Below are 21,966 nucleotides of genomic sequence, written 5' to 3' on the forward strand. Positions count from 1 at the left end.
TCGGGATTCCGGTCCGGCAGCCGGCGCCGGAAATCCCCGCCGCGGCGGACTCCTCCAGGGGCACACTGGGCCGATGCCGCAGCTGATAGCACCCGACGTCCGCGTCCACGCCTCCTTCCTCGCCGCCATGGACGAGGCCCGCGCCGAGGGCTACGGCGGACCCGACGACGACTCCACCGCGGGGCTCAGCCTGCGCGCGTACGGAGACACCTGGCAGGACCCGGCGGTCTTCGCGCAATACGTCGCCCGCATGCGGCTCACCCACGGACCGCGCAGCATCCTGCAGTACGACGTCGAGTGCACGACCCTCTGGTACGTCGACGGGGACGCCTACCTCGGCCGCCTCGCGATCCGCCACCGCCTCACCGAGGCCTGGCTGCGCGACGGGCACATCGGCTACGACGTACGGTCCGGCGCCCGCGGCCGCGGACACGCCACCGCGATGCTCCGCGCCGCTCTCCCGCTCGCCGCGCGACTGGGCGTCGATCCGGCGCTGATCACCTGCGACACGGACAACGCCGCCTCCCGCCGCGTCATCGAGGCCTGCGGTGGAGTACGGGACGAAGCGGGCGAGGACGACGGGGTGCTGCGGTACTGGGCGTCCACCGGAGCCGGATCGCACACCGGGCGAACCCTCCCTAGAGTGGGCAAGGGGTGACGGGCAGGCCGGCTAGGAGGCGTACCGACATGGACCAAGAGCAGATCCTGGCCCGGATCACGGCGATGGTCGACGACGAGAAGCGGCTCCGCGCGTCGCTCGCCTCCGGTGAGATCGACGGGGCGACCGAGCACGAGCGCCTTGCGGCCGTGGAACGCGAACTCGACCAGTGCTGGGACCTGCTGCGCCAGCGCCGGGCCAAGACGGAGTTCGGCGAGAACCCCGACGAGGCGAGGGCCAGGCCCGAGTCCCAGGTCGAGGGCTATGAGTCGTGACGGCCCAGTAGCGACGGCCCAGTAGTGACAGCCCAGTTGTCCAGTCGCGACGGCCGGTCGTGACGGCACACCCTGACGGTCTTGCCCTGACAGGCTGACAGGTCACCTGCTCGCGGTGAGCCGCTCGTAGGCCGTCACGGACACGGTCACCGTCAGTGCCCCGAGCAGCCAGCCGCCGAGTACGTCCGAGGGCCAGTGCACGCCGAGCCACAGCCGCGTGAGGCCGACGCCGACGACCGACACCACCGCGAGCGTGCACGCCGTGCGCCACAGGACGCGGCCTGCGCCGTAGCGGCGGAGCAGCCAGAGGACCAGCCCCCACACCACCGTCGCCGTCATCGCGTGCCCGGAGGGGAAGGCCGCATAGTGAGCGGAGTCCACGGGGTCCGTCCACACCGGGCGGTCACGGCCGACGGCCGCCTTGAGGCCCTGCTGGATCAGTGTGCCCACCGCACATGTGGCGGCCACCCACAGCGCGAGCCACCAGGCGTCGTGTCTCCACACAAGCCAGACGACGACCACGACGCACAGGGCGCGCATCGTCCACGGATCCCAGAACCAGTCCGTCAGAACCCGGTTCACCTGCGTCAGTCCGGGATCGTCGACGGCCCAGCGGTGGGCGGTGCGTGCCAGCTCGCCGTCCAGCGACATCAGTGGTTCCCAGCGCATCGCCACCGCGATCAGCAGCAGCGCGCTGAGGGCGGCGAGCACCGCCGTCGCGCGTGCGCGCCGCGGATGCCGGGGGCGGGGCGGGGAGTCGACCGGTGCCGGGTGCATGGGGAAGATCCTCACCCATGGACGGCGCCGGTGGCCATCAGGCGGAGCGGACGCGTCCGGCATCCGGCCGTCGGGTCAGCCCAGCGCGCGCAGGCCCGGCACGAAGGTCACCAGGAGCGGCACGACCGGTACGAGGGCGGCCGCCGCGGTCAGGCGCAGACGACGGGCCGGGGTGAGCCGCCGCGGCGGGGTCAGCAACCGGTTCACGCGCTGTGGCACATGGGCCTGCGGCGTGGGGCAGGGGCCGAACACCCCGCGGTCCTCGTTGAGTTCGACCAGGGCGAGGGCGATGGTCAGGCGCCCGAAGCGGCGTGACGCCATGTCGTCGGCGGCCAGTTCGACGAGCCGGTGCATCTCGTCACGGAACGCGGCGAAGACCGGAACCTGCGGGAAGCCCGTGGCCAGCGCCCCCGAGCAGTGCAGCAGCCAGTCGTGCCGCCACTGCGCGTGGCCCATCTCGTGCGCGAGGACCGCGTCCAGCTGACGGCCCTTGAGGCGGCGCAGGGCAGCCGTCGTGATGACCAGTTGAGGCGCGGCGCCCGGCAGCCACCAGGCGTCGGGACGCTCGCCCTCGAGGACGACGAGTCGGTCGCTGCCCGGCTCCTCGCCCGGCAACAAAGGGGAACGCACCAGGAGTTCGACGCGCCGCTGCCTGCGCCTGGCCCGCGAACGGAAGATCTCCCGGGCGAGCATCGCCGCGGTCCACAGCCCGCCGAGCGCGAGCGTCACGGCCAGCGTCGCCGCCCATCCGCCGGCCGCCCGCAGCGCGTACGCGTCGACGACGGCGTGCGGGGCGGACGCGAACACATGGCCGCGGACGGCCTGCCAGGCGGCGGCCGCGCTCAGCGTCATCGACAGCGCGCAGCACAGGAGGACACCGGCCACCACGCACTGCCACACCCACAGGGCGACCACCGGCTCGCGCTCCGGCCAGTCGGCCCGCGCGAGAAGGCGCGGGGCGACGACAGCGGCGAGGGTGCCGAGCAGCAGCAGTGCTACGGGGACCGTCATGGCCTCAGCCTATGAGCCGGGGCTACCGGAGGGTACGGGCTGTCGCGTCAAGTGACGTACGCCACGGTTTTGAGCGGGCAGTTGTCCGCAATGGAGCAGTTTCCCAGGCCCCCTGTCCGTGCGGGCTCGCGCCGGCACCTCCACGGCCCCGTCCCCGCGTCTACATGGTCAGCAGCATCGCGACCATCCCGATGCCCATCGAGAGGCGGCAGGCCCGCGCCAGCTCAGGGCGGTCCCCCCACCCGGACGCCGGCGGGCCGCCCCCGGACGTCGCCACCGGCACCAGCCGCGCCCCCGACCACAGCACGTACCCCGCGAAATAGAGCAGAAGCAGTCCGGTCACCAGAGGTGCGCCCGCCCCTCCGTGACCGGCGTGCCCGCTCGGCGCCGCGGCCATCCCCACCGCCATGTACGCCATGGCGAACGTGCCCACCAGGTGGTGCAGGTGGTGCGCGCTGGAACGGGCCGCCCACAGCGCGTGCAGCGCCGCCGCCCCGAACACGACCGCGTACAACGCCCAGGCGGCGCGCGGCGGCGTGATCGCCGCGGCGGGTATCGCCATGAGCGCCATGCCGAACCCCATGAGGGCCTCGCTGCCCGCCGTGCGGCGCTGCTCCTCGACTCCGCTGCGCATCCGCAGCAGGCAGTACGCCCCCGTCGCCGCGCACAGCGCGACGAGCAGCCAGGCGGCCGAGCCCGGTCCGTGCACGCGAACCTCCCCAGTCGGACGCCGTACCGCGTCGGGGACGAGATGCCCGTGCGGGGCGGGGCGCAATCGAGCGCAGGGGAGCACTGGGCGCGTTCGGCAGTGCGGCCGTGCGCGGGTGGTGCGCGGCCAGTGGTCCGCCGGTCGGTGAGCGGGGCGGCGGCCGGGTGCAGGTCGGCTAGAAAGTTTTCAGGTAAAACACTTGCTAAGCTTCTCTGTATGAGCAGCGCGGAAACCCCAACCTCGACCCCCATCCCGTCCCCGTCCCCGTCCAGGCCGGTCCGGCGGCTCCCGATCGCGGGGGTGCTGCGCCTCAACAAGCCGTCCGACATCTGGTTCAAGCCCGCGACGAGCGTCGTCGTGTCCGCGGCGGTGCCGAACCTGACGCTGCTCGCCCTCGGCCGCCTAGACCTCGCGATGTACACGATGGCCGGGTCGCTGTGCGCCCTCTACGCCCACAACCTCCCGTACGCGGCGCGCGCCCGTGCCCTCGCCTGGATCGTCCTCGGCATGCTCGCGAGCCTCGCCGTGGCCCTGCTCAGCGCCTCGCTCACCTCGTCGGCCGCCGTGCTCGTGGCGGTCGGCGCGCTCCTCGCCGCGGCCCAGAAGACCCTGTGCGACGCGACCCGCATCGGACCGCCCGGCCATCTGATCCTCACCTTCATCAGCTCCGCCGGCCTCTTCGCCCCGCAGACCCTGGGGCAGATACCCGGCCACCTCGCCCTGACCGCCGGTGCGGGCGCCGTGGCCTGGCTCGTCGGCATGGCCCCCGCCCTCGTACGCCCGCACGGCCCGGAGCGGCGCGCCACCGCCCGCGCGCTGAACGCCGTCGCCGCGTACGTGAGCGCCGAGGACGGCGCGCGGGAGCGGGCCAGGGCCGGTGCTGCCGCCGCCGTCCACGCCGCCTGGCAGTCCCTCCTCGCCACCGGCGGCCGCGGCGCCGCCCGCAGCGCCCTGGAGCGCCTCGTCGTGCGCGCCGAGGTCGCCCTCGCCGCGCCCGCCGACACCGACCCGGCGCTCCTGCGCGAATGGGCCGCCGGCCTGAGCGGCACGGGCCCCGTCCCGCGCGTCAACCACGCCCACGCCGGTGAAGTCGACGACGAAGTCCTCGGCATCGAGGCCGAACTCGCCTTCGGCAAGCCGTCGTTGTGGCGCAGGCTCGCCCCCGGCTCGCCTCTCCTGCCGGTCGCCCTGCGCACCGCCGTCGGCTGCGCCCTAGCCGGATACGGGTCCCTCGCCCTCGGTATCGGCCGCCCGTACTGGGCCCTGGTCACCGCCGCCTCGCTCTACCAGGCCAACGTCACCCTCACCTGGAACCGCACCGTGCAGCGCGTGGCCGGCAACCTCGCCGGAGTACTCGTCTTCGCCGCCGTGGTGCCCCTCGCTCACGTCGGCCAGATCTTCGTTGTCCTGTTCTGCCTGCTGTTCAGCTTCGGCGCGGAGGCGTTCATCTCCCGCAACTACTGGCTCGGCAGCGTGTGCGTGACGCCCATGGCACTGCTGATCACCGAGTTCGCCAGGACGCAGGAGGCAGGCGAGCTCATCACGGACCGGGTCGTGGACACCCTCGTCGGGGCGCTGCTCGGCATCGTCGCCGCCGTGATCGTCACCAACCGGCGCGCCGCCGACCACATGGAGCTCGCCCTCGAGGCGACCGACCGCGCGCGCGAGGCCGCGGAGCGCACCCTCGCCGCCCCGCGTCCCGAGCCCGGCGACCTGGAGACCACGCGCCGCAGGCTCGCCACCGCCCTCGTCGAACTGCGCGCCGCCGACGACACCGCGGCCGGCGAATGGTGGCAGCGCGCCCTGCCCGAGGAGCGTGTGGTCGCCGCCGAGCAGGCCGGACACCGTACGCTCGCGGCGACGGTCCGACGCCGCACGCGGCGGACCGTCCAGGAGACCGACGAGCACAGGGGCGGCACGGACGCCCGGGAGAACACGCGAGCATGACGACACGGAACGGCAGGGGCGCGGCGGACGACACCGTCGCCGTGGTGGTGCGGCAGTGGCAGACGGTCCGCCCCGACATCGACACCGGGCCCATGGAGGTCATCGGGCGGATCAACCGCTGCGCCGCCCTCCTCCAGCAGGCCGAGGACGCGCCGCTGCGCCGCGCCGGGCTGACCCGCGCCGAGTTCGACCTGCTCGGCGCGCTGCGCCGTACCGGCCACGAACTCACCCCGGGTGACCTCGCGCGGGAGACGTTCTCCTCGGGCGCCGCCGTCACCAAGCGGCTCAAGCAGCTCCAGGAGCGCGGTCTGGTCGGCCGGCGCGGCGACACCCGCGACCGGCGCGTCTCCCACCTCAGCCTGACCGAGGCCGGCCGCGACCTGGTCGACGCGCTGCTGCCCGACCAGCTCGCGTACGAGAAAACGGTGCTGTCCGGCCTCGGCGGCGCCGGACAGGGGCAACTCAGTGTCCTGCTGGGCGAGTTGCTCGGTCAGCTCGAGGGGCGCCCGGGTGGTCCGCGCGCCTGATCCGGGCGGCAGGCGTGCCGTGAGCCGGTTGCTCTCGGTGTCGAGCACCATGCGGAACTGCACCAGTTCGCCGAGGGAGGCGATACGGGAACGGGTCGGGCGGCTCAGTGCCTGGCTGAGGTTGTCTGGGGAGGCGCCGAGGACCTCGTCGCCGAGCGGGTCGCCGGGGCGTGAGCGGATCAGGCCCGCAGTCTGGAGTACGCGCGGGGCCTCGCGGGCCGTGGAGCGGCCCACGTCGGAGCGCGCGGCGAGTTCGCGCTCCACCGGGCGCCTGGCGGCAGGTCGCCGCTGAGGCTGCGCTCCTCGATCTGCTGGGCCACCCGCTGGTGGGCGCGGACCGGCTTCGCCGGCTGGAAGAGATCGTCGTCGGGCGCCACGCGCCTCTCCGTGTCGGCCGGTTGCGCCGGAGTGGATCCATGATCCGACCATTGACCCGGGCGTGAACGGGGGGCAGAGTACGGGAAATCAACTGGTCTGACCAGTCGACTGGCCTCGTGACCAACCGACTTGGAGGTTCCATGCCTTCCTTGCACGGCGAGGCACCGCCGTTCGGAGCCGTGCCCGGTGCGACCGACGGCACGATCCTGACCCGCGACGCCGGCCTCGCCACCGTCGTGTACGGCCCCGGCGGCAAATGGATCGCCCACCGGGCCGACGAGTACGTCGAGGTCCGAGAGATCGCCGAGTACACCCGCGTGTACGCGGCCGCCGCACTCTGAACAACCCGTCGCCCTTCCCCCCTCCCCAAGGAACGTCATGTCCCCCACAGGCGAAGCCGTCGGCCGCTCCCCGGAGCCGGACCCGAGCGAGGCCGACCCCCTCGAAGGACTCCCCACCCTCGGCGGCCAGGCCCGCCGCTCCCTCTGGATGCTGCTCGTGCCCGTCGTCCTCTACGGCGCCGCGCCCTTCGTCGCCAACCGCATCGAACCCCGCATCCTGGGCGTCCCGTTCCTGCTGGCCTGGGTCATCGCGGCCACGGTCATCAGCCCCGTCGCCATATGGCTCGTCGCCCGCTTCGACCCGGCGTACCGCACCGGCGCCGTCGAACCCGTCCCCGCCGACGAGGGAGGCACCCGATGAGCGGCTCCGCAGCCGTCGCGACGACCGTGTTCGGCCTGGCCATGGTCGCCACCATCCTGATCGGCGTGCTCAGCGCGCGCGGCCGGTCCAAGGGCCTCGCCGAGTGGTCCGTGTCCAGCCGCGGCCTCGGCGTCATGTTCATCTGGCTCCTGATGGCCGGCGAGACGTACACCAGCTTCTCGTTCCTGGGGACCGCCGGCTGGTCGTACTCCTTCGGCGCGCCGATCCTCTACCTCGTCGCCTACCTCACCGTCGGCTTCGCCGTCGCCTACATCGTCGGCCCCGCCCTGTGGACGTACGCCTCGCGGCACAGCCTCATCTCGATCGCCGACATCGCCGAATTCCGTTTCCGTTCAAGGCCGTTGGGGATTCTCGTCGCCGTCGTCGGGACCGTGTTCCTCGTGCCGTACATCCAGGTGCAGATCCAGGGCATGGGCGTCGTCGTCAACGCGATGACGTACGGGAGCGTCGACCTGCACGTCGCCGCCGTGATCTCGTTCGTCGTCGCCGAGGTGTTCATCCTCGTGTCGGGGCTGCGCGGCTCCGCCTGGGTGAGCGCGCTCAAGGACGTACTGGTGATCCTCGCGGTCGTCTTCCTCGCGGTCTACATCCCGATGCACTACCTCGGCGGATTCTCGGACTTCATGCAGCGCATGGTCACCGAGAAGCCCGAGTGGCTCACGTTCCCCGGGCACGCGTCCGGCGGACGCAACGCCGCGTGGTTCCTGAGCACCGTCGTCCTGAACGCCGTCACCATCACCATCTTCCCGACCACCGTGGCCGGTTACCTCAGCGCGAAGAGCCCCAACGCGCTGCGGCGCAACGCCCTGCTGCTGCCCTGGTACCAGCTGCTCCTGTTCGTGCCGATGATGGTCGGCGCCACGGCGCTGTTCGTGCTGCCGACCCTCGGCAACCCCGACCTCGCCCTGTTCAGCCTGGTCACCGACTCGCTGCCGTCGCCCGTCGTGGCGGTCATCGGCGTCGCGGGTGCCCTGTCGGCGATCGTGCCGATGAGCGTCTTCATGCTGTCCATCGGCACCCTGTGGGGCAAGACCGTTCTCGGCGGCGGCAACGGCTCCGACCCGCGCCACCCCCGGCCGGACGTCACCCACGACCACGACCTGCGCACCAAGCGCCTCTCGCAGGCGGTCTGCGTCCTCGCCGGCCTGGTCGCGCTCGGCGGCAGCCTCTTCTACCCCAACACGCTCGTCCAGCTGTCCGTCCTGTCGTACGAGGGCCTGGCCCAGCTCGTGCCCGTCGTGCTGCTCTCCTTGTTCTGGCGGCGGATGACGGCACGCGCCGGGATCTTCGGCATGCTCGCCGGGCTCGTCGTGATGACGGCGCTGTGGGCCACCGACAACGACCCGTGGCACGGGGTCAACGGCGGCATCATCGCGCTGGCCGCGAACCTCGTGGTGACGTTCGTGGTCACCCGCGCCACACCGGCCCCGAGCCTCCCCACTCCGCAACGGCCCACCGCCCCGGCCACCTCGGCGGCCCAGGCGAAGGAGTCCTGATGATCCATGAGGCCGCGCCCGTCCTTGACGAGGGGGATTCCTACGGCTCGCGCCGTGGGGTTTCCTGCTTCGTCGCCGACTGTCCGCCCCGAGTTCTCCGTTGAGGTCTTACACCGGCTCGACAGGGGGGCCGGGCGTGGATCTTGGCGACCTTGCGTCGGGCCTCGGCCCGGTTCGCCGACCCCTTCTTCTTCTCCGCCGGACGGCGTTGGGCCGGCGCGAGACGGGCGCGGTCGCGGCGCCCATGGCGCGGGTTGGCGATCTTCTCGCCGGCGGACAGGGGCAGCAGGCTAGTGGAGCCACACGTGAAGGCCAGACCTGCGGGTCGGAGCACGGCCTTTCGCCCTTGGCGGCGAAACCTCACTCCCTGCCCTGCTCCGCAGGGTTTCGTTTCCTACCCCGGCTGAAGCCGGGAGTACCCACGAGAGGACTCCGATGACGACGGTGACATGCCGGTGAACACACGAACAGTCACGGACTTCGAAGTCCCCGGCCTCGCCGGCCCGGTCGAGATCCTCGTCGACCGGTGGGGCGTGCCCCACCTCTACGCGGACTCCCAGGACGACCTGTTCCTGGCGCAGGGCTTCAACGCGGCCCGCGACCGCCTCTTCCAGCTCGATCTGTGGCGTCGCCGCGGACTCGGCCTGCTGTCCGAGGTGTTCGGCGAGCAGTACGTCGAACACGACCGCGCTGCCCGCCTGTTCCTCTACCGAGGTGACATGGCCGAGGAGTGGAGCGCGTACGGCGAGGACACCGAACGGATCACCACGGCGTTCGTGAACGGCATCAACGCCTACGTGTCCCTGTGCCACCGCGATCCCTCCCAACTCCCGCCGGAATGTGCCGTGTTGGACTACGAACCGACGTACTGGGACCCCTCGGACGTCGCCCGTATCCGCAGCCACGGCCTCCAGTACAACCTCCACGACGAGGTCGCCCGCGCCCTCACCCTGCGCGATCACGGCACGGACGTCGAGGATCTGCGCCGGCGCCGCGAACCCGCCCCGCACCACCTCACCGTCCCCGAGGGCCTCGACCTGGGCGTCATCCCGGACGACGTCCTGCGCGTGTACGACCTCGCGACGGTCCCGCCCTGGCCGGATGCCGCCGCCCTCCAGGGCATCGACGGCTCCAACAACTGGGTGCTCGCGCCCTCCAGGACCGCGACGGGCCGCCCCATCCTCGCCAACGACCCGCACCGCGCGGTCACCCTGCCGGCCCTCCGCTACATCGCGCACCTGACCGCACCCGGCATCGACGTCATCGGCGCGGGCGAGCCCGCCCTGCCCGGCCTCTCCATCGGCCACAACGGGAACATCGCGTTCGGCTTCACGATCTTCCCGATCGACCAGGAGGACCTGTACGTCTACGAGACCGACCCCGGCAACCCGCGCGCCTACCGCTACGAAGGCCGCTGGGAAGCGATGACCCGCGTGACCGAGATCATCCGGGTCAAGGACGGGGAGCCGGTCGAGGTCGAGCTGTGGTTCACCCGGCACGGCCCCGTCATCCACGAACACCCCACGCGGGACGCCGCGTTCGCCGTGCGCGCCGCCTGGCTCGGCCCGGGCATGGCGCCCTACCTCGGCAGCACCGGCTACATGCGCGCCGAGGGTCCCGACGCGTTCCTCGCCGCGCTGCGCCGCTGGGGCGCGCCCGGCGAGAACCAGGTGTACGCGGCGCCCGACGGCACCGTCGGCTGGCGCCCCGCGGGCCGCGTCCCGGTCCGCCCGAACTGGGACGGCACCCTGCCTGTGCCCGGCGACGGCCGCTACGAATGGGACGGCTTCCTCGACGCCGACGCGCTGCCCGCCGAACGCGACCCGGACCAGGGCTGGTTCGCCACCGCCAACCAGATGAACCTGCCGCCCGGCTACCCGAACGACCGCGACACGGTCACGTACGACTGGTACGCCCCCACCCGCCACCAACGCATCGCCGAGGAGCTCGACGCGCGCGCGGACTGGACCGTCGAGGACTGCGTGCGGCTCCAGACCGACACCGTCAGCCTGCCCGCACGCCGCCTTCTGCCGCTGCTGGCCGAGCTGACCGGCGACGACCCGCTGACGGCGCGGGCCATCGGCCTGCTGCGGGAGTGGGACGCCGACGTCACGGCGGACTCGGCGGCCGCCGCGCTCTTCGAGATCTGGTACCGCCGCCATCTGCGCCCCGCCGTCCACGGCAAGGCGCTGCGGGAGCTCGTTCCCGAGGCCGACCGTGCGGCGGCCCTCGCCCGGATCCTGCCGCCCGACGACCCGGCCTCCGAGCGTCGACCTGGATCTGCTCACCGGCGCGGAGACGGGCCTCGACTCCGGCACCCTGCTCGCCACCCTGTCGGCCGCGGTCGGCGAACTCTCCGCACTCCTCGGCCCCGACCCGGCCGCATGGACCTGGGGCGCGCTCCACCACGCCCGCGTGTACCACCCGGTGACCGCGCTCCACGACGGACCGCAGCCGCCGTGGGCGTCCGTCGGTCCCGCCCCGCGCGGCGGCAGCGGGGACACGGTGGGCGTCGCGCCGTACGGCCCCGACTTCCGCCAGACGACCGGCGCCACCTTCCGCCTGGTCGTCGACGTCGGCTCCTGGGACGACTCCGTGGCCATGAACTCGCCCGGCCAGTCAGGGAATCCGGACAGCGAGCACTACAGCGACCTGTTCGCCACCTGGGCCGCCGACGGCTCCTTCCCGCTCCTCTACAGCCGTGAGCAGGTGGAGAAGCACACGGCGCGGACGATCACTTTGCGACCGTCCGCGCCGACCATCGCTCAGGACCCGAACGGCAGATAGTCCACGTCGTACCCGAAGTACCGCGGCCCGGCCAGCGCCAGGCCGCCCGGCGAGGTCCACCGGGGGTCGCAACGCGCGGCCAGCACGCTGACGCGCAGCCCGTAGCGCAGCCCCTCGGTGGTCACCGGATCGCCTGACTCGCTGTCCAGGACACAGATCAGGTCGGGCGTCGTGGCGACGGTCACGCCGTCACGCGTGGCCAGCAGGTGCTCGTTCTGGAAGTCGAGTTCGAGCACCTGCCCCGCCTCGTCGGCGACGCCCTCGATGCGGGCCCGGCCCCGCGCGAAGCCGCCCTCGGTCCGCCGGCTCACGTCGACGACCTTGCCGGTCAGCAGATGGACACCGGCGAGCATCGCGCGGGCCGCGGCCACCGGGTCGCTGTGCGCGGCCCGCGCCTCGCGCACCGCCGCGCCGAGCTGCTCGGCCAGGGTCAGCGTCGCGGGCACGAGTCCGTCGGCGAGCTGGTCGCCGCGCATGACCGTGTCCGCGCACGAGATCTGGCAGCCGAGCTCCACGCACACGGCGCGAGCGATCCGCTCGGCCGCATGGTTGTCGACGGCCTCCACGATGATCGTGTTGCCCTTGTCGTCCGCGAGCGCCATCGGCGAGTTGGTCACGCCGATCAGGCCCGGCAGCACCATCTGCGCCTCGGGGAAGGCCCGCCCCATCGCGTCGCCGTCCACGATCGGGAGGCCCGCCTCCGCGGCGCACGCGATGGGCAGCATGGAGTTGACGCCGCCGACCTCGATGGGCGCGATGTGCGTGGCGGGACGCCCGATGTGCTTCTCCAGGGCGCGCAGGGCGGCCAGTTCCTCGCCGCCGTTCGGGACCCGCTCCAGGAGGACGGTCGGCGCCCCCATCCCCGACACCGGCACGACGGTCGCGTCCGGCGCCACCTCGTCGATGTCCACCACCCGCACCGGGCCGTGCTTGCGGATGGCCTCACGCGCAAGGAGCTTGCCGATGTACGGGTCGCCGCCGCCGCCGGTGCCGAGGATCCCGGCGCCGCGGGCGATGTCGTCGAGGTTGTCCAGGTTGATCTCACGCATGTGCCGTCGCTCCGTGCTGCTGGGTTCCGATGCGGTGCAGGTCGAGGTCGCCGACCGCCTTGACGCGGATCCGGGTCGCGCCGCCCGGCAGATAGGCGAGCGGCACCTCCTCGATGTCCACGACGTGTACGGTGCCGCGCCGCGCGCCCGCGTCCTCGGCCCGCCCCACGGCTTCGTCGCGCGCCTCGGCAAGCACCGCGTCCCTGCGCCCTTCGGGGATGTGGAAGACCCGGTCGACCTCGCCGCCGACCTGCGCGATGGCCGCGCCGACCGCGTTCGCGACACCGAAGTTGCCGGGCCGCCGCACGTCGTCGAAGCCGGGCAGCGACTCGGGTACCAGGATCGAACCGCCTCCGACGGCCACCACGGGCAGCGGGGCGGCCGAGGTCCGCATCCGGTCCACGCTCTCCGCGAGCCGGTCGGCGATCCGGTCCAGGGCGCGCGCCACGAAGCCCGCGTCGAGGTGCGCGACCCGCGCCGCGTCCCCGACGTCCGCGCGGCCGGCCGCCACGGCCAGGTCCGTCGCCGTCAGTGTCGTACCGCCGAAGACGAGCGCCTCCTCCGTCAGCCGGTAGCCGACCGAGCGCGGCCCGGTCTCCCCGTCCGGCGACACCAGCGAACCGCCGCCGATGCCGAGCGAAAGGACGTCAGGAATACGGAAGTTGGTGCGGATTCCCGCCGCCTCGCTCTCGCCCGCGGCCTCACGCGGGAAGCCGCCCGCGAGGATCCCCACGTCGGCGGTCGTGCCGCCCACGTCCACCACCGCGCAGTCCCCGAGCCCGGACAGGAAGGCCGCGCCGCGCATCGAGTTGGTGGGGCCCGACGCGAACGTCGCCACCGGATACGTACGGGCGAAGTCCACGTCCATCAGCGTCCCGTCGTTCTGCGACAGGAAGAACGGCGCCGTGATCGACACCTCCGCGAGCGCCTTGCCGAACGACTCGACGATGACCGCCGCCAGGTCCCGCAGTGCCGCGTTGATGATCGTGGCGTTCTCGCGGGCGAGCAGGCCGATCCGGCCTAGCTCGTGCGAGAGCGAGAAGTGCACGCCGTCGCCCAGCTCGCCGCGCAGAATCTCCGCGGCGCGCCGCTCGTCGTCCTCGGCGACCGGTGAGAACACCGAGGAGACGGCAACGGAACCGATCCCGCGCGCGGCGATGTCCGCGGCGGTCCGTTTCAGCTCGTCCGGGTCGAGAGGGGACAGCACCCGGCCGTCGAACTCGCGGCCGCCGTGGCACAGATAGCCGTGCCCGCCGACCGCGGCCCGCTGCCGGTCGGGCCAGTCCGTCATCGGCGGCAGGGCCGCCGTAGCGGGCAGGCCGAGGCGCACGGCGGCGACGGGCGCCAGCCGGGCGCCTTCGATGAGGGCGTTGAGGAAGTGGGTCGTGCCGATCATCACCGCGGTGATGGACTCGACGGGCGGGTCGAGGGCCCGGACCGCCGCCGTGACCCCGGACGTGATGTCCGGCGTCGTCGGCGACTTGGCCGCCGCGAGGACCCGGTCGTCGTCCCCGAGCAGGGCGGCGTCGGTATTGGTTCCTCCGACGTCGATGCCGATGCGCATGTGGTGGCTTCCTTCGTGCGTACGTGGACGGTGCGTCCGTGGATGGTGCGTCCGTGGATCGGTACGGGGTTCAGTGGGCGGGGGCGGGCAGGGGGTCCGCCACGCCGGACTCGGCCTCGATCTGGGCCGCCGGCCGGGTGGGCTGGGTGAAGGGCAGCTCACGGACGCCGCGCACGAGGCCGAGCCTGCCGAGGATTACGTAGCCGAGGCCCGCGAGGATCAACGAGTTGAGCGCCGGGATGCCCCACCAGGCGTAGTGGTCGCTGAACCAGCCGACCAGTGAGGCGGCGGTCCACAGGGCGACCGTGGCCGGCACCCAGCTCGGCTCGCTCTCCGGAAGCCGGCCGAGGGCACGGGAGGCGTCGAGCTGGGGCCGCCACTTCTTCACGACGAAGTACTCGGCGACCATGATCCCGGCGATGGGCGGGGTGAGGACGCCAAGGATCGTGAGGAAGTCCGTGAAGTGGTCCAGGATCCCGGCCGCCGCGGCGAGGCTGCCGAGGACACCGATGACGACGGTCGTCCCCACCCGGCCGAGGCGCACCTTGAACACCGACTCGACGGCGGTGATCAGGCCGAGCGCGGACGAGTAGAGGTTCCAGTTGTTGATCTTCACGGTGGCAGACACGAGGACGATCACCCCGACCACGCCGGAGCTGGACGTGATGATCGCGATCAGGTCGGAGGACTTCACGGCGTAGGCGAGGAGCACCCCGGCGAGGCCGAGGACGTACTCGCCGAGGGAGATGCCGACCAGGGTCTGCTTGACGACGTCGCCGGTGGTGCGGTTGAAGCGCGTCATGTCGGGCGTCGTGACGGCGCCGACGATGTACGAGCCCGCGACGATCGTCGCCCCCGTCGCGATGGAGATGTGTGCGCCGAACGGCGGCGACGCGACCAGGTCGGTGAAGCTGTGCCGGGAGATCTGCACGGTCATCGCCCACCCGGCGAGGCCCAGGAACGCCGGGACGGTCACGAACGCCGTCCAGCCCATGGCCCGGAACCCGCGCAGCACCAGCGCGGTGACGGCGAGTCCGCAGATCAGGCACCAGGCCCACAGCGGTATGGACGGCACGATCGACTGGAGGCCGGCGGCGAACACGGCGGTCTGCACCCCGAACCAGCCGAACAGGCTGACCGCGATGACGAGCCCGATGAGCGTCGAGCCGTACCGCCCGAAGCCGGTCCAGCGCACCAGCATCGATGTGGCGAGGCCCTCGCGCATCCCGGCGATGCCGACGAAGATGCAGACGACCTCCAGGATCACCGAGCCGAGTGTGAACGCCCAGAAGGCGCCCCAGAAGGACAGCCCGGCGCCGAGCGTCGCGCCGAGGAGGAACTGCGTGAGGTCGGAGAGCTGGCCGAACCGCTGCACGGCGACGTTGAACCAGGAGTAGCGGGCCGCGCGCGGCACCCGCTCCAGGGGGTAGTCCTCATCGGCCCGGTCGTTCTGGCCGGGCGTCGGCACGTCGGATGGCTTGGGCATGGGGACGGTCCTCGCATCGAAGGGGGATGGGCGGGATCACGGCAGGGCGAAGCTGAACTGCCGTGCAGGGAAAGGGTGTTGATGGAGCAGGTCAGAGCGGTAGCGGCGGCCCGAAGGCCCTGGCCCTCAGGAGCAGCGCGCCCGGCAGGTAGGGCACGGTGAGATCCGGTTCGAGGAGCGTGCGCACACGACGGGGATCCGCCCCGGCGCGCACGGCCCCGGCCCGGGCGAGGTCGCGCACCTCGTCCCGTACGGCGTCGAGACGCCGGCCGGGACCGGCCCGCACGATGCGCTCGTGGTGGCCGCCCACCGGGCTCGCGGCCGCGCCGAACGCGCCCGCGACACCGCCGTGTTCGGGTCGAACGACATCGCATCCGGGAAGCGCACGGCCGGGCACCGCGGCCGCGCCACCGCCGACCAGGACGACGGGGAGCCGGCCTGCGGCCGGCTGCATGCGGTCCACCGCCTCCGCCAGGTCGCGGTGTGCCGCGGCGCCGACGGTGAGCAGTTCGGGGACGCGCAGGCTGACGGGTACGCCGCCGATGCGCCCTCCCGGTCCGGCCTCTTGGGGATATCCGGCGGTCAACGCGCCGACACGGGCCAGGCGTTCGCCGATGTCCGCGACGACGGCGTCCCGGACGCCGCCGAGCAGCCCCGCGCCGCGGATCGTGCACGCCGGGCCGGAGCCGAGGCTCAGACCGGGCTGGCGGCGCAGGTAGTCCAGGCTCATCAGGGTGCCGTCGTGCCGTGTCACGAGCGCGGCGGCGCCCGGCGCGAGCCCGAGCCGGGGGAGCGCGGCCGTCAGTTCGTCGGCGACGCGCGCCACCAGGAGGCACAGCGCGGCGTCGAGGACCGTCGCGTTCTCGCGCCGCAGCAGCCCGAGCGAGCCGATCTCGCCCGACAGGACCACCGGCACGTCGGCCCCCGCCTCGGCCCGCAGGATCTCGGCGGCCTCCCGCTCCTGCGTCCCGTCGGCGGGCGCGAACACGGCGCTGACCGCGAACGCCTCGGCCCGGCCCGCGAGTTCGGCTCCGAAACGGGCCACGGCGTCCCGGTCGAGCGGCGCCCCGTCGTGCGGGCCGAGCCCGCCGCCACCGGCCACGTTCGCGGTCCCGGCACACACGGCGTCGCGCAGCTCGGCGGGCCACCCGAACAGCGGCCGCACGGTGTCGGCGGCCTCGCCCCCGATGCGCAGCACCCCCACGTGGGCGAGGCCCGCGCGCTCCGCCAGGGCCCGGTCGGCGACCCGCAGCCCCACGGCGAGCTGCGTGGCGCGTGCCCGCGGCTCGCGGGGCAGCGCCTCGACGGCGGCGACGAGCGAACCGACGGCGTCGCCGGGCACCGACGGCACCTTCACGGACCGGACCGCCCGACCGCCACCCGTACCGTCCCCGTCCAGCAGGACGGCATCCGTGCTGGTGGGCCCCACATCCACACCGATGATCATGGCGTGGCCCCCCTCGTCAGCCCGTGCACCCCGAACGCGGCGGGTCCGGCGAGGCGCAGGCCGGCCTCCGAGTACCAGATCGGCGCCGACGGCAGGGTGACGAGGTGCACCCGCAGCCCGTACCTGACCTCTTCCACGGGCACCGCCCAGCCGGTCCGCACGTCGACGAGAGCGATCACGTCGGGCACCAGCGCCAGCGCCCTGCCGTCCTCGACCGCCGCGACGAACTCGCTGCGGGCCTCGATCCGTACGAGGCGTCCCGCGTCGGCTCCGGTGCCCTCCAGGAGCACGCGCGTCGCGTCCTCGTCGGCCCGCCGCACGAACGACACCTTGCCGGTCAGGACCGGCGGCGGCCCCTCGCCGCGTCCGACGGCGACGGCCCGCGTCACCGAGCCCGCGACCGCGTGCCGGGCGGCCTGCCCGGCTGTCAGCGGGTACTCGGACGACGCGGCGTGCCCGCCGAACGTCGCGACCACGGCCCGCGCCAGTTCCTCCAGCCAGGGGCCGTCGACATGGTCGAGGACGACGGTGCGGCCGTACTCGTCCGCGAGTACGGTCGGGCCCGGCCGGAGCCCGGCCAGTTCGAGGACGTTCTGGTCCATACGCGGGAACGCCCGGCCCATGGCGTCGGCGTCGAGCAGCGGCAGCCCCAGCCGGGCCGCCCAGGCGACGGCCGTGCAGCCGTTGAGCCCGCCGATCTCCGAGATGAGGACGGCGGCGACCGGCACACCGTGCAGCGCCTCGACCCGCTCCCGCATCCGCGCGGGCTCGGCCCGGCTGCCGATGCGCTCCTCGGCGACGGCGGGCGAGCCGATCAGGCCGACCGGCATGACGAACGCGTCCTCAGGCAGCTCGCCGGCCGCCACGACCTGCACGGGCCCGCACTCCTCGATGGCCTGCTCGGCCACGGGGCACGTCACGGCGGCGGGGCCACCGCCGCCTCCCGAACCCAGGACGGCACAGCCCCGCGCGAAGTCGGCGAGCACTCCGGCGTCCATCTGCATACGGCTCAGAGTACGAGCCCGGACGCGTCCACCAATGGGCTGGAAGCCCACACCTTGGCACCAAGATGTGCCTCCAGCACAATGGTCGTATGCCGCACCTCGTCGACCTGCTCAGCGCACCCGGCCTCGACACGCTCCGCCCGCTCGCGGGCCCCCTCGACGCCACCGAGGTCACCGGCATCCGCCTCGAACCCCGCGCCGACGAGCTCGCGGCCGTCCCCGCGGGCACGGTCGCGGTACTCCTCGCGCCCGTGCCGGACCACCTCCTTGACGTGGCCGTACGGGACGCCGCGGCGGCCGGCGCCGCGGCACTCGTGCTCCCGGGCGGCGATCAGGTGACGGGTGACATCGCCGTACACGCCCTCGCAGAGCGCGGCCGGATCGCCGTCCTGACCACGGACGGAGACCTCGCGGCCCTGGTCGTGGCCGTCGACCGCGCCGTCGCGGGGGACTCCGCCGACGCCCTCGCCCGGATCGGGGCCGCCGCCCGGGAACTGCCCTCCGCCGCGGGCGACCCGGAACGGGCCGCCGCGATTGCCGCCCGCCTGCTCGGCACACCCGTCGAGCGCCGCGCCGCCGGCCCCGGGGAGGAGGGCGCATCGGCCGCCGGACCCGACGGCGAGGTCCGCCTCGCCGCGGCCGCCCGGCCCGGTCACCCGGGCACCGCGATCCGCTCCGTCCTGGCGCTGGCCGCGCTCACGGCGGCCGGCGGCGGACACGGCGACGTCCCCGTGCGCTCCCGCGGCCACCTCCTGGCCGAACTCCTCGTCGCCCCGCAGGACCGGACCGCCCGCCTGGCCGCCCGCGGCCGGACCATCGGCCTCCCCGTCGACGGCCGCCACATCGCCCTGCGGATCGAGGCCGCGGCGCTGCCCGCCGCGGACCGCTACCGGCTCCTCGACACCGTCCTGCCCAGGACACTGACCGACATACGGCAGCACGCCGACGGCCATGTCCCCGACGGCGTCCACTGGAACGCCGCCCTCGTCGACGACGCGCTCGTCCTGCTCGGCACCTGGCCCACCGACCCCGGCGCCCCGGGCCGCCGCACCGCGCTCGCACTGGCCCGCCGCGCCGTCGACCGGCTGCGCCGACTGCACCCCGAGGCGGACCTGCGCGGCGGCGTCGGCGCCCCCCACCGCGGCCCCCTGGGCATCCGCACCTCGGCCCGCGAGGCCAGGGCCGCCCTCCTCAAGCCCGCCACCGCCGACACCGCCCCCGTGACCGCGCACGACGCCGCGGGCCTCGACCGCATGCTCCTGGAGTGGTACGCCTCGGACACCGCCCGCGAAGCCGTGGACGAACTCCTCGCGCCCGTCACGGATTTGGGCCCGGACCGCGCCGACCCGCTGCTGCGCACCCTTCAGGCCTACCTCGACCACAACAACTCCCCGGCCCGCGCCGCCGAGGAGCTCCATCTGCACCGCAACGCCGTCGGCGCCCGCATCCGCCGCATCACGGACCTCACGGGCGCCGACCTCACCGATCCCGAAACCAGGCTGGCCCTCCAACTGGCCTGCCGCGCACGCCTGTCGGCCCCGCCCGGACCCGCGTAACCGCCGTCTCTACGGGATCTTGGGCTCCACCGGAGACGCCGTCGAACGGCCCTCGACATGCGCCGTCACCATCTCGTGCACTTCCTCCGGCGTCAGATACGCGTCCGTCTTCTCGAAGTCCTTCAGCGTCGCGGGCCGCTCCGCCTGGAACCCCGTACGCACGAAGTCGTCGCCGGCGACCGCGTTGAGCCCCCAGTTCGCCGCCGTACGGAACCGGGCCGTCCCGGTACGCAGCGCACCCAGGTGGTAGGCCCGCGCGACGACCTGGGCGGGCAGCCCGGTCAGCTGCACGCCCAACGGCTTGGACACGGCCTGAATACCGCCAAGGTCCACCACGAGCCCCAGGTCCTTGTGCCGGTACGGCTTCAGCGGCAGCCCGTGCAGCGCGGCGGCCACGTTCTTCGCGGCGGCCCAGCCCTGCCGCATGGCGTGCTGCGCGGTCGGCGGGCAGATCGCGTCGGCGCCCTTCTCGAGGTCCGGCACGGCGGCCGCGTCACCGAGCGCGAACACGCCGTCGAGGCCCGGCACCGTCAGATCGGGCTCGACCACGAGCCGGCCCCGGTTCGTCTCCGCACCGAGCGTCGCGATGAGCGGACTCGGCGCGACACCCGCCGTCCAGATCAGCGTGCGGCACGGCAGCACCCGGCCGTCCGTGAGCGTCACCGTGTCCTCGGTCACCTTCGCCACGGACACCCCGAGCGACACATGCAGCCCGCGCCGCTCCACGATCGACAGGGCCTTCTCGCCGAGCCGGTCGCCGAGTTCGGGCATCAGCTTGGGCGCGATGTCGACGAGATGCCACTTGATCTGTGCCGGATCGAGCCCTCGAAGACGCTTGGCGGCGGCGGTGGTCAGCCGCTGCAGATAAGCGGCCGTCTCCGTGCCGGCGTACCCGCCGCCCACCACCACGAACTGCAGCCGCGACTCCCGCTCGGCGGGGTCGGTGCTGGCCGCGGCCAGGTCGAGCTGCGAGATGACGTGGTCGCGGATCCAGGCCGCCTCCGCCAGCGTCTTCACGCCGACCGCGTACTGGTCCACACCGGGGATGTCGAACTGCCGCGTGACGCTGCCCGGCGTGAGGACCAGGTAGTCGTAGCGCTCCACCACCGTCTCGCCGTTGATCTTCCGTACGACGACGGCCTTCGCCTCGGGGTCCACGCCCACCGCGCCGCCCGGCACGATGCCGGTGTGCCGCAGCATGCGGCGCAGCGGAACGGCCACCGACTGCGGCGTGAGCACGCCCGAGGCGACTTGCGGGAGCAGCGGCAGGTACAGCTGATGGTCGAACGGACTGACCAGCCTCAGCTGCGCCTCGCCCGGCTTGAGGATCTTCTCCAGCTTGTGCGCGCACTCCATGCCGGCGAATCCGCCGCCGACGATCAGGATCCGAGGAGCTGCCATGTGATGTCTCTCCAGGGTCGGGCTCATCCGGACGCGAAAGGGCCGGCCTCCGGCCGTCCCGCCCATACTCTTCCGCGCGCAGGTGCCGCGCACGCTGAACGGGTCGTTCCACTCGCGTACCCCGAAACCCGCTCCCTCAAGGCCGGTAGCGCAACGGATGGTCCTCGGGTACTTCGGTGATCACGATGCGCACGCCGTCCGGATCCGAGATCCACATCTCGATCAGCCCCCACGGCTCCCTGACCGGAGGCCGGAGCACCTCGACGCCGCGCGCCGCCAACTCCTCGTGTGCGGTCGCCGCGTCCGCGACCTGGAGCCACAGCTGGAGCCCGGGCGACGGCGGTGCCTCCGAGTGGCCGGACACCTCCAGGAAGCCGCCCCCCAGGAAGTAGACGGTCCCGCGCTCGGGCCCCGTCCCGAACTCCCGGTACACGGCAAGGCCGAGCGCCTCACCGTAAAAGGCCCGCGACCGCTCCGGATCGGTGGGGCGAAGAAGCGTCCTGCTGCTCAGTACGTGAACCATGCCAACGCAGCGTAGAGGCTCGGCGTTAGGCTCGACGGCGCCCGCGCCGACAGCCGCGCACGAGATCGGAGACCGTCCCATGTCCATCGCTCCCCGCCCCACGACCGGCGACCTCACCTTCCGGGACGCCACCGACGCCGATGTCGACGTGCTCGTCGCGCTGATCGAGTCGGCGTACCGCGGGGACTCCAGCCGCACCGGCTGGACCACGGAGGCGGACATCCTGGAGGGGCAGCGAACCGACCCGCAGGGCGTCGTCGACGTCATCAAGTCGCCGGACAGCCGACTGCTCACCGTCGAGCGCGACGGCGCGGTCGTCGCCTGCTGTCAGTTGGAGCACCGCGGGGAGCACGCCTACTTCGGCATGTTCGCCGTGAGCCCGGCCCTCCAGGGCGGGGGGCTCGGCAAGGTGATCATCGGGGAGGCGGAGCGCACGGCCCGCGAGGCGTGGGGCGTGCGCGAGATGCACATGACGGTGATCTCCGTACGCGGGGACCTCATCGCCTGGTACGAGCGCCGGGGCTACCGCCGTACGGGAGAGATGACCCCCTTCCCGTACGGCGACGAGCGCTTCGGCATCCCGCAGCGGGACGACCTCCAGTTCGAGCTGCTGGTCAAGCCTCTTGGCTGACGCAGAACCCTCGGCTG

Annotated in this window: 21 protein-coding genes and 2 pseudogenes; 11 read left to right on the forward strand and 12 right to left on the reverse strand. The window is 73.2% G+C overall.

Annotated features, from left to right (window positions below):
- The first annotated feature begins 73 nt into the window (after nucleotides 1-73).
- On the forward strand, nucleotides 74-658 hold the full coding sequence (locus ACWFR4_RS40750) for a GNAT family N-acetyltransferase (RefSeq protein ID WP_453465992.1): 585 nt from the start codon (nucleotides 74-76) through the stop codon (nucleotides 656-658).
- Nucleotides 659-687: 29 nt separating this feature from the next.
- Nucleotides 688-933: a DUF2630 family protein gene (locus ACWFR4_RS40755; protein ID WP_356288891.1), complete on the forward strand. Its 246-nt coding sequence runs from the start codon at nucleotides 688-690 to the stop codon at nucleotides 931-933.
- 102 nt (nucleotides 934-1,035) lie between these two features.
- Here the strand turns inward: ACWFR4_RS40755 and ACWFR4_RS40760 are convergent, their stop codons facing one another.
- From ACWFR4_RS40760 to ACWFR4_RS40770, 3 genes are all read right to left on the reverse strand, one after another.
- Complete coding sequence (locus ACWFR4_RS40760) at nucleotides 1,036-1,710, reverse strand: phosphatase PAP2 family protein (protein ID WP_453656641.1); 675 nt, start codon at nucleotides 1,708-1,710, stop codon at nucleotides 1,036-1,038.
- 75 nt (nucleotides 1,711-1,785) lie between these two features.
- Nucleotides 1,786-2,721, reverse strand: coding sequence for a M56 family metallopeptidase (locus ACWFR4_RS40765; protein ID WP_453465996.1), 936 nt, complete (start codon nucleotides 2,719-2,721; stop codon nucleotides 1,786-1,788).
- Nucleotides 2,722-2,881: 160 nt separating this feature from the next.
- Nucleotides 2,882-3,430 carry a DUF5134 domain-containing protein gene (locus ACWFR4_RS40770; protein ID WP_453465998.1) on the reverse strand — a complete coding sequence of 183 codons (549 nt, stop codon included), beginning with the start codon at nucleotides 3,428-3,430 and terminating at the stop codon, nucleotides 2,882-2,884.
- 216 nt (nucleotides 3,431-3,646) lie between these two features.
- Between ACWFR4_RS40770 and ACWFR4_RS40775 the strand changes: the two genes are divergently transcribed.
- Nucleotides 3,647-5,377 (forward strand): FUSC family protein, encoded by a 1,731-nt coding sequence (locus ACWFR4_RS40775; protein ID WP_453465999.1) that lies wholly within the window; start codon nucleotides 3,647-3,649, stop codon nucleotides 5,375-5,377.
- Complete coding sequence (locus tag ACWFR4_RS40780; protein WP_453466001.1) at nucleotides 5,374-5,904, forward strand: MarR family winged helix-turn-helix transcriptional regulator; 531 nt, start codon at nucleotides 5,374-5,376, stop codon at nucleotides 5,902-5,904. Before ACWFR4_RS40775 ends, ACWFR4_RS40780 begins: the two co-directional genes overlap by 4 nt.
- A 179-nt stretch (nucleotides 5,905-6,083) precedes the next feature.
- Here ACWFR4_RS40780 and ACWFR4_RS40785 read toward each other — a convergent pair whose 3' ends face one another.
- Nucleotides 6,084-6,281 carry a hypothetical protein gene (locus ACWFR4_RS40785; protein ID WP_453466003.1) on the reverse strand — a complete coding sequence of 66 codons (198 nt, stop codon included), beginning with the start codon at nucleotides 6,279-6,281 and terminating at the stop codon, nucleotides 6,084-6,086.
- A 141-nt stretch (nucleotides 6,282-6,422) separates the two neighbouring features.
- On the opposite strand from ACWFR4_RS40785, the gene ACWFR4_RS40790 reads away from it, so the two are divergent.
- The 3 genes from ACWFR4_RS40790 to ACWFR4_RS40800 are packed head-to-tail and all read left to right on the forward strand — an operon-like array spanning nucleotide 6,423 to nucleotide 8,501.
- Entirely contained in the window at nucleotides 6,423-6,623 is a 201-nt protein-coding gene (locus tag ACWFR4_RS40790; protein WP_453466005.1) for a M20/M25/M40 family metallo-hydrolase, read from the forward strand.
- Between the two features lie 37 nt (nucleotides 6,624-6,660).
- The gene (locus ACWFR4_RS40795; RefSeq protein WP_453466007.1) at nucleotides 6,661-6,984 is read left to right on the forward strand and encodes a DUF3311 domain-containing protein; all 324 of its coding nucleotides are present in this window, start codon (nucleotides 6,661-6,663) and stop codon (nucleotides 6,982-6,984) included.
- Nucleotides 6,981-8,501, forward strand: a complete 1,521-nt coding sequence (locus ACWFR4_RS40800; protein ID WP_453466009.1) for a sodium:solute symporter family protein — start codon at nucleotides 6,981-6,983, stop codon at nucleotides 8,499-8,501. Before ACWFR4_RS40795 ends, ACWFR4_RS40800 begins: the two co-directional genes overlap by 4 nt.
- Nucleotides 8,502-8,631: 130 nt before the next feature.
- On the opposite strand, the pseudogene ACWFR4_RS40805 reads toward ACWFR4_RS40800, so the two are convergent.
- Nucleotides 8,632-8,802 (reverse strand): annotated as a pseudogene (locus tag ACWFR4_RS40805) (transposase); the annotation flags it as partial.
- Between the two features lie 148 nt (nucleotides 8,803-8,950).
- Between ACWFR4_RS40805 and ACWFR4_RS40810 the strand changes: the two are divergent.
- Together ACWFR4_RS40810 and ACWFR4_RS40815 are read left to right on the forward strand one after the other, a co-directional pair.
- Nucleotides 8,951-10,681 (forward strand): annotated as a pseudogene (locus ACWFR4_RS40810) (penicillin acylase family protein); the annotation flags it as partial.
- A 37-nt stretch (nucleotides 10,682-10,718) separates the two neighbouring features.
- A complete protein-coding gene (locus ACWFR4_RS40815) occupies nucleotides 10,719-11,288 on the forward strand; it encodes a penicillin acylase family protein (RefSeq protein ID WP_453656647.1) in 570 nt (189 codons plus the stop codon).
- Here ACWFR4_RS40815 and ACWFR4_RS40820 read toward each other — a convergent pair.
- From ACWFR4_RS40820 to ACWFR4_RS40840, 5 genes are all read right to left on the reverse strand, one after another.
- Nucleotides 11,267-12,337: a DUF917 domain-containing protein gene (locus ACWFR4_RS40820; protein ID WP_453656642.1), complete on the reverse strand. Its 1,071-nt coding sequence runs from the start codon at nucleotides 12,335-12,337 to the stop codon at nucleotides 11,267-11,269. The genes ACWFR4_RS40815 and ACWFR4_RS40820 overlap by 22 nt on opposite strands.
- Nucleotides 12,330-13,901, reverse strand: coding sequence for a hydantoinase/oxoprolinase N-terminal domain-containing protein (locus ACWFR4_RS40825; protein ID WP_453466014.1), 1,572 nt, complete (start codon nucleotides 13,899-13,901; stop codon nucleotides 12,330-12,332). Before ACWFR4_RS40825 ends, ACWFR4_RS40820 begins: the two co-directional genes overlap by 8 nt.
- 70 nt (nucleotides 13,902-13,971) lie before the next feature.
- Nucleotides 13,972-15,387, reverse strand: coding sequence for a purine-cytosine permease family protein (locus ACWFR4_RS40830; protein ID WP_453466015.1), 1,416 nt, complete (start codon nucleotides 15,385-15,387; stop codon nucleotides 13,972-13,974).
- Nucleotides 15,388-15,478: 91 nt separating this feature from the next.
- Nucleotides 15,479-16,834 (reverse strand): hydantoinase/oxoprolinase N-terminal domain-containing protein, encoded by a 1,356-nt coding sequence (locus ACWFR4_RS40835; protein WP_453466017.1) that lies wholly within the window; start codon nucleotides 16,832-16,834, stop codon nucleotides 15,479-15,481.
- On the reverse strand, nucleotides 16,831-17,838 hold the full coding sequence (locus ACWFR4_RS40840; protein WP_453466019.1) for a DUF917 domain-containing protein: 1,008 nt from the start codon (nucleotides 17,836-17,838) through the stop codon (nucleotides 16,831-16,833). The genes ACWFR4_RS40835 and ACWFR4_RS40840 overlap by 4 nt, the downstream gene beginning before the upstream one ends.
- A gap of 89 nt (nucleotides 17,839-17,927) precedes the next feature.
- On the opposite strand from ACWFR4_RS40840, the gene ACWFR4_RS40845 reads away from it, so the two are divergent.
- Nucleotides 17,928-19,394, forward strand: a complete 1,467-nt coding sequence (locus tag ACWFR4_RS40845; protein ID WP_453656643.1) for a PucR family transcriptional regulator — start codon at nucleotides 17,928-17,930, stop codon at nucleotides 19,392-19,394.
- Nucleotides 19,395-19,403: 9 nt separating this feature from the next.
- Here ACWFR4_RS40845 and ACWFR4_RS40850 read toward each other — a convergent pair whose 3' ends face one another.
- Both ACWFR4_RS40850 and ACWFR4_RS40855 read right to left on the reverse strand, forming a co-directional pair.
- Nucleotides 19,404-20,795 carry an NAD(P)/FAD-dependent oxidoreductase gene (locus ACWFR4_RS40850; protein WP_453466693.1) on the reverse strand — a complete coding sequence of 464 codons (1,392 nt, stop codon included), beginning with the start codon at nucleotides 20,793-20,795 and terminating at the stop codon, nucleotides 19,404-19,406.
- Nucleotides 20,796-20,931: 136 nt separating this feature from the next.
- Nucleotides 20,932-21,318: a VOC family protein gene (locus ACWFR4_RS40855; protein WP_453466694.1), complete on the reverse strand. Its 387-nt coding sequence runs from the start codon at nucleotides 21,316-21,318 to the stop codon at nucleotides 20,932-20,934.
- Nucleotides 21,319-21,397: 79 nt separating this feature from the next.
- Between ACWFR4_RS40855 and ACWFR4_RS40860 the strand changes: the two genes are divergently transcribed.
- A complete protein-coding gene (locus ACWFR4_RS40860) occupies nucleotides 21,398-21,949 on the forward strand; it encodes a GNAT family N-acetyltransferase (RefSeq protein WP_453466696.1) in 552 nt (183 codons plus the stop codon).
- The last annotated feature ends 17 nt before the right edge of the window (nucleotides 21,950-21,966 follow it).

Source organism: Streptomyces sp. NPDC055140 (assembly GCF_053607285.1).

Coding starts and splice junctions, on each gene's coding strand:
- ACWFR4_RS40790 (WP_453466005.1), top strand. CDS start 6,423: ATGCCTTCCTTGCACGGCGAGGCACCGCCGTTCGGAGCCGTGCCCGGT.
- ACWFR4_RS40795 (WP_453466007.1), top strand. CDS start 6,661: ATGTCCCCCACAGGCGAAGCCGTCGGCCGCTCCCCGGAGCCGGACCCG.
- ACWFR4_RS40840 (WP_453466019.1), bottom strand. CDS start 17,838: ATGCAGATGGACGCCGGAGTGCTCGCCGACTTCGCGCGGGGCTGTGCC.
- ACWFR4_RS40765 (WP_453465996.1), bottom strand. CDS start 2,721: ATGACGGTCCCCGTAGCACTGCTGCTGCTCGGCACCCTCGCCGCTGTC.
- ACWFR4_RS40820 (WP_453656642.1), bottom strand. CDS start 12,337: ATGCGTGAGATCAACCTGGACAACCTCGACGACATCGCCCGCGGCGCC.
- ACWFR4_RS40850 (WP_453466693.1), bottom strand. CDS start 20,795: ATGGCAGCTCCTCGGATCCTGATCGTCGGCGGCGGATTCGCCGGCATG.
- ACWFR4_RS40755 (WP_356288891.1), top strand. CDS start 688: ATGGACCAAGAGCAGATCCTGGCCCGGATCACGGCGATGGTCGACGAC.
- ACWFR4_RS40775 (WP_453465999.1), top strand. CDS start 3,647: ATGAGCAGCGCGGAAACCCCAACCTCGACCCCCATCCCGTCCCCGTCC.
- ACWFR4_RS40800 (WP_453466009.1), top strand. CDS start 6,981: ATGAGCGGCTCCGCAGCCGTCGCGACGACCGTGTTCGGCCTGGCCATG.
- ACWFR4_RS40855 (WP_453466694.1), bottom strand. CDS start 21,318: ATGGTTCACGTACTGAGCAGCAGGACGCTTCTTCGCCCCACCGATCCG.
- ACWFR4_RS40750 (WP_453465992.1), top strand. CDS start 74: ATGCCGCAGCTGATAGCACCCGACGTCCGCGTCCACGCCTCCTTCCTC.
- ACWFR4_RS40830 (WP_453466015.1), bottom strand. CDS start 15,387: ATGCCCAAGCCATCCGACGTGCCGACGCCCGGCCAGAACGACCGGGCC.
- ACWFR4_RS40825 (WP_453466014.1), bottom strand. CDS start 13,901: ATGCGCATCGGCATCGACGTCGGAGGAACCAATACCGACGCCGCCCTG.
- ACWFR4_RS40835 (WP_453466017.1), bottom strand. CDS start 16,834: ATGATCATCGGTGTGGATGTGGGGCCCACCAGCACGGATGCCGTCCTG.
- ACWFR4_RS40780 (WP_453466001.1), top strand. CDS start 5,374: ATGACGACACGGAACGGCAGGGGCGCGGCGGACGACACCGTCGCCGTG.
- ACWFR4_RS40860 (WP_453466696.1), top strand. CDS start 21,398: ATGTCCATCGCTCCCCGCCCCACGACCGGCGACCTCACCTTCCGGGAC.
- ACWFR4_RS40760 (WP_453656641.1), bottom strand. CDS start 1,710: ATGCACCCGGCACCGGTCGACTCCCCGCCCCGCCCCCGGCATCCGCGG.
- ACWFR4_RS40845 (WP_453656643.1), top strand. CDS start 17,928: ATGCCGCACCTCGTCGACCTGCTCAGCGCACCCGGCCTCGACACGCTC.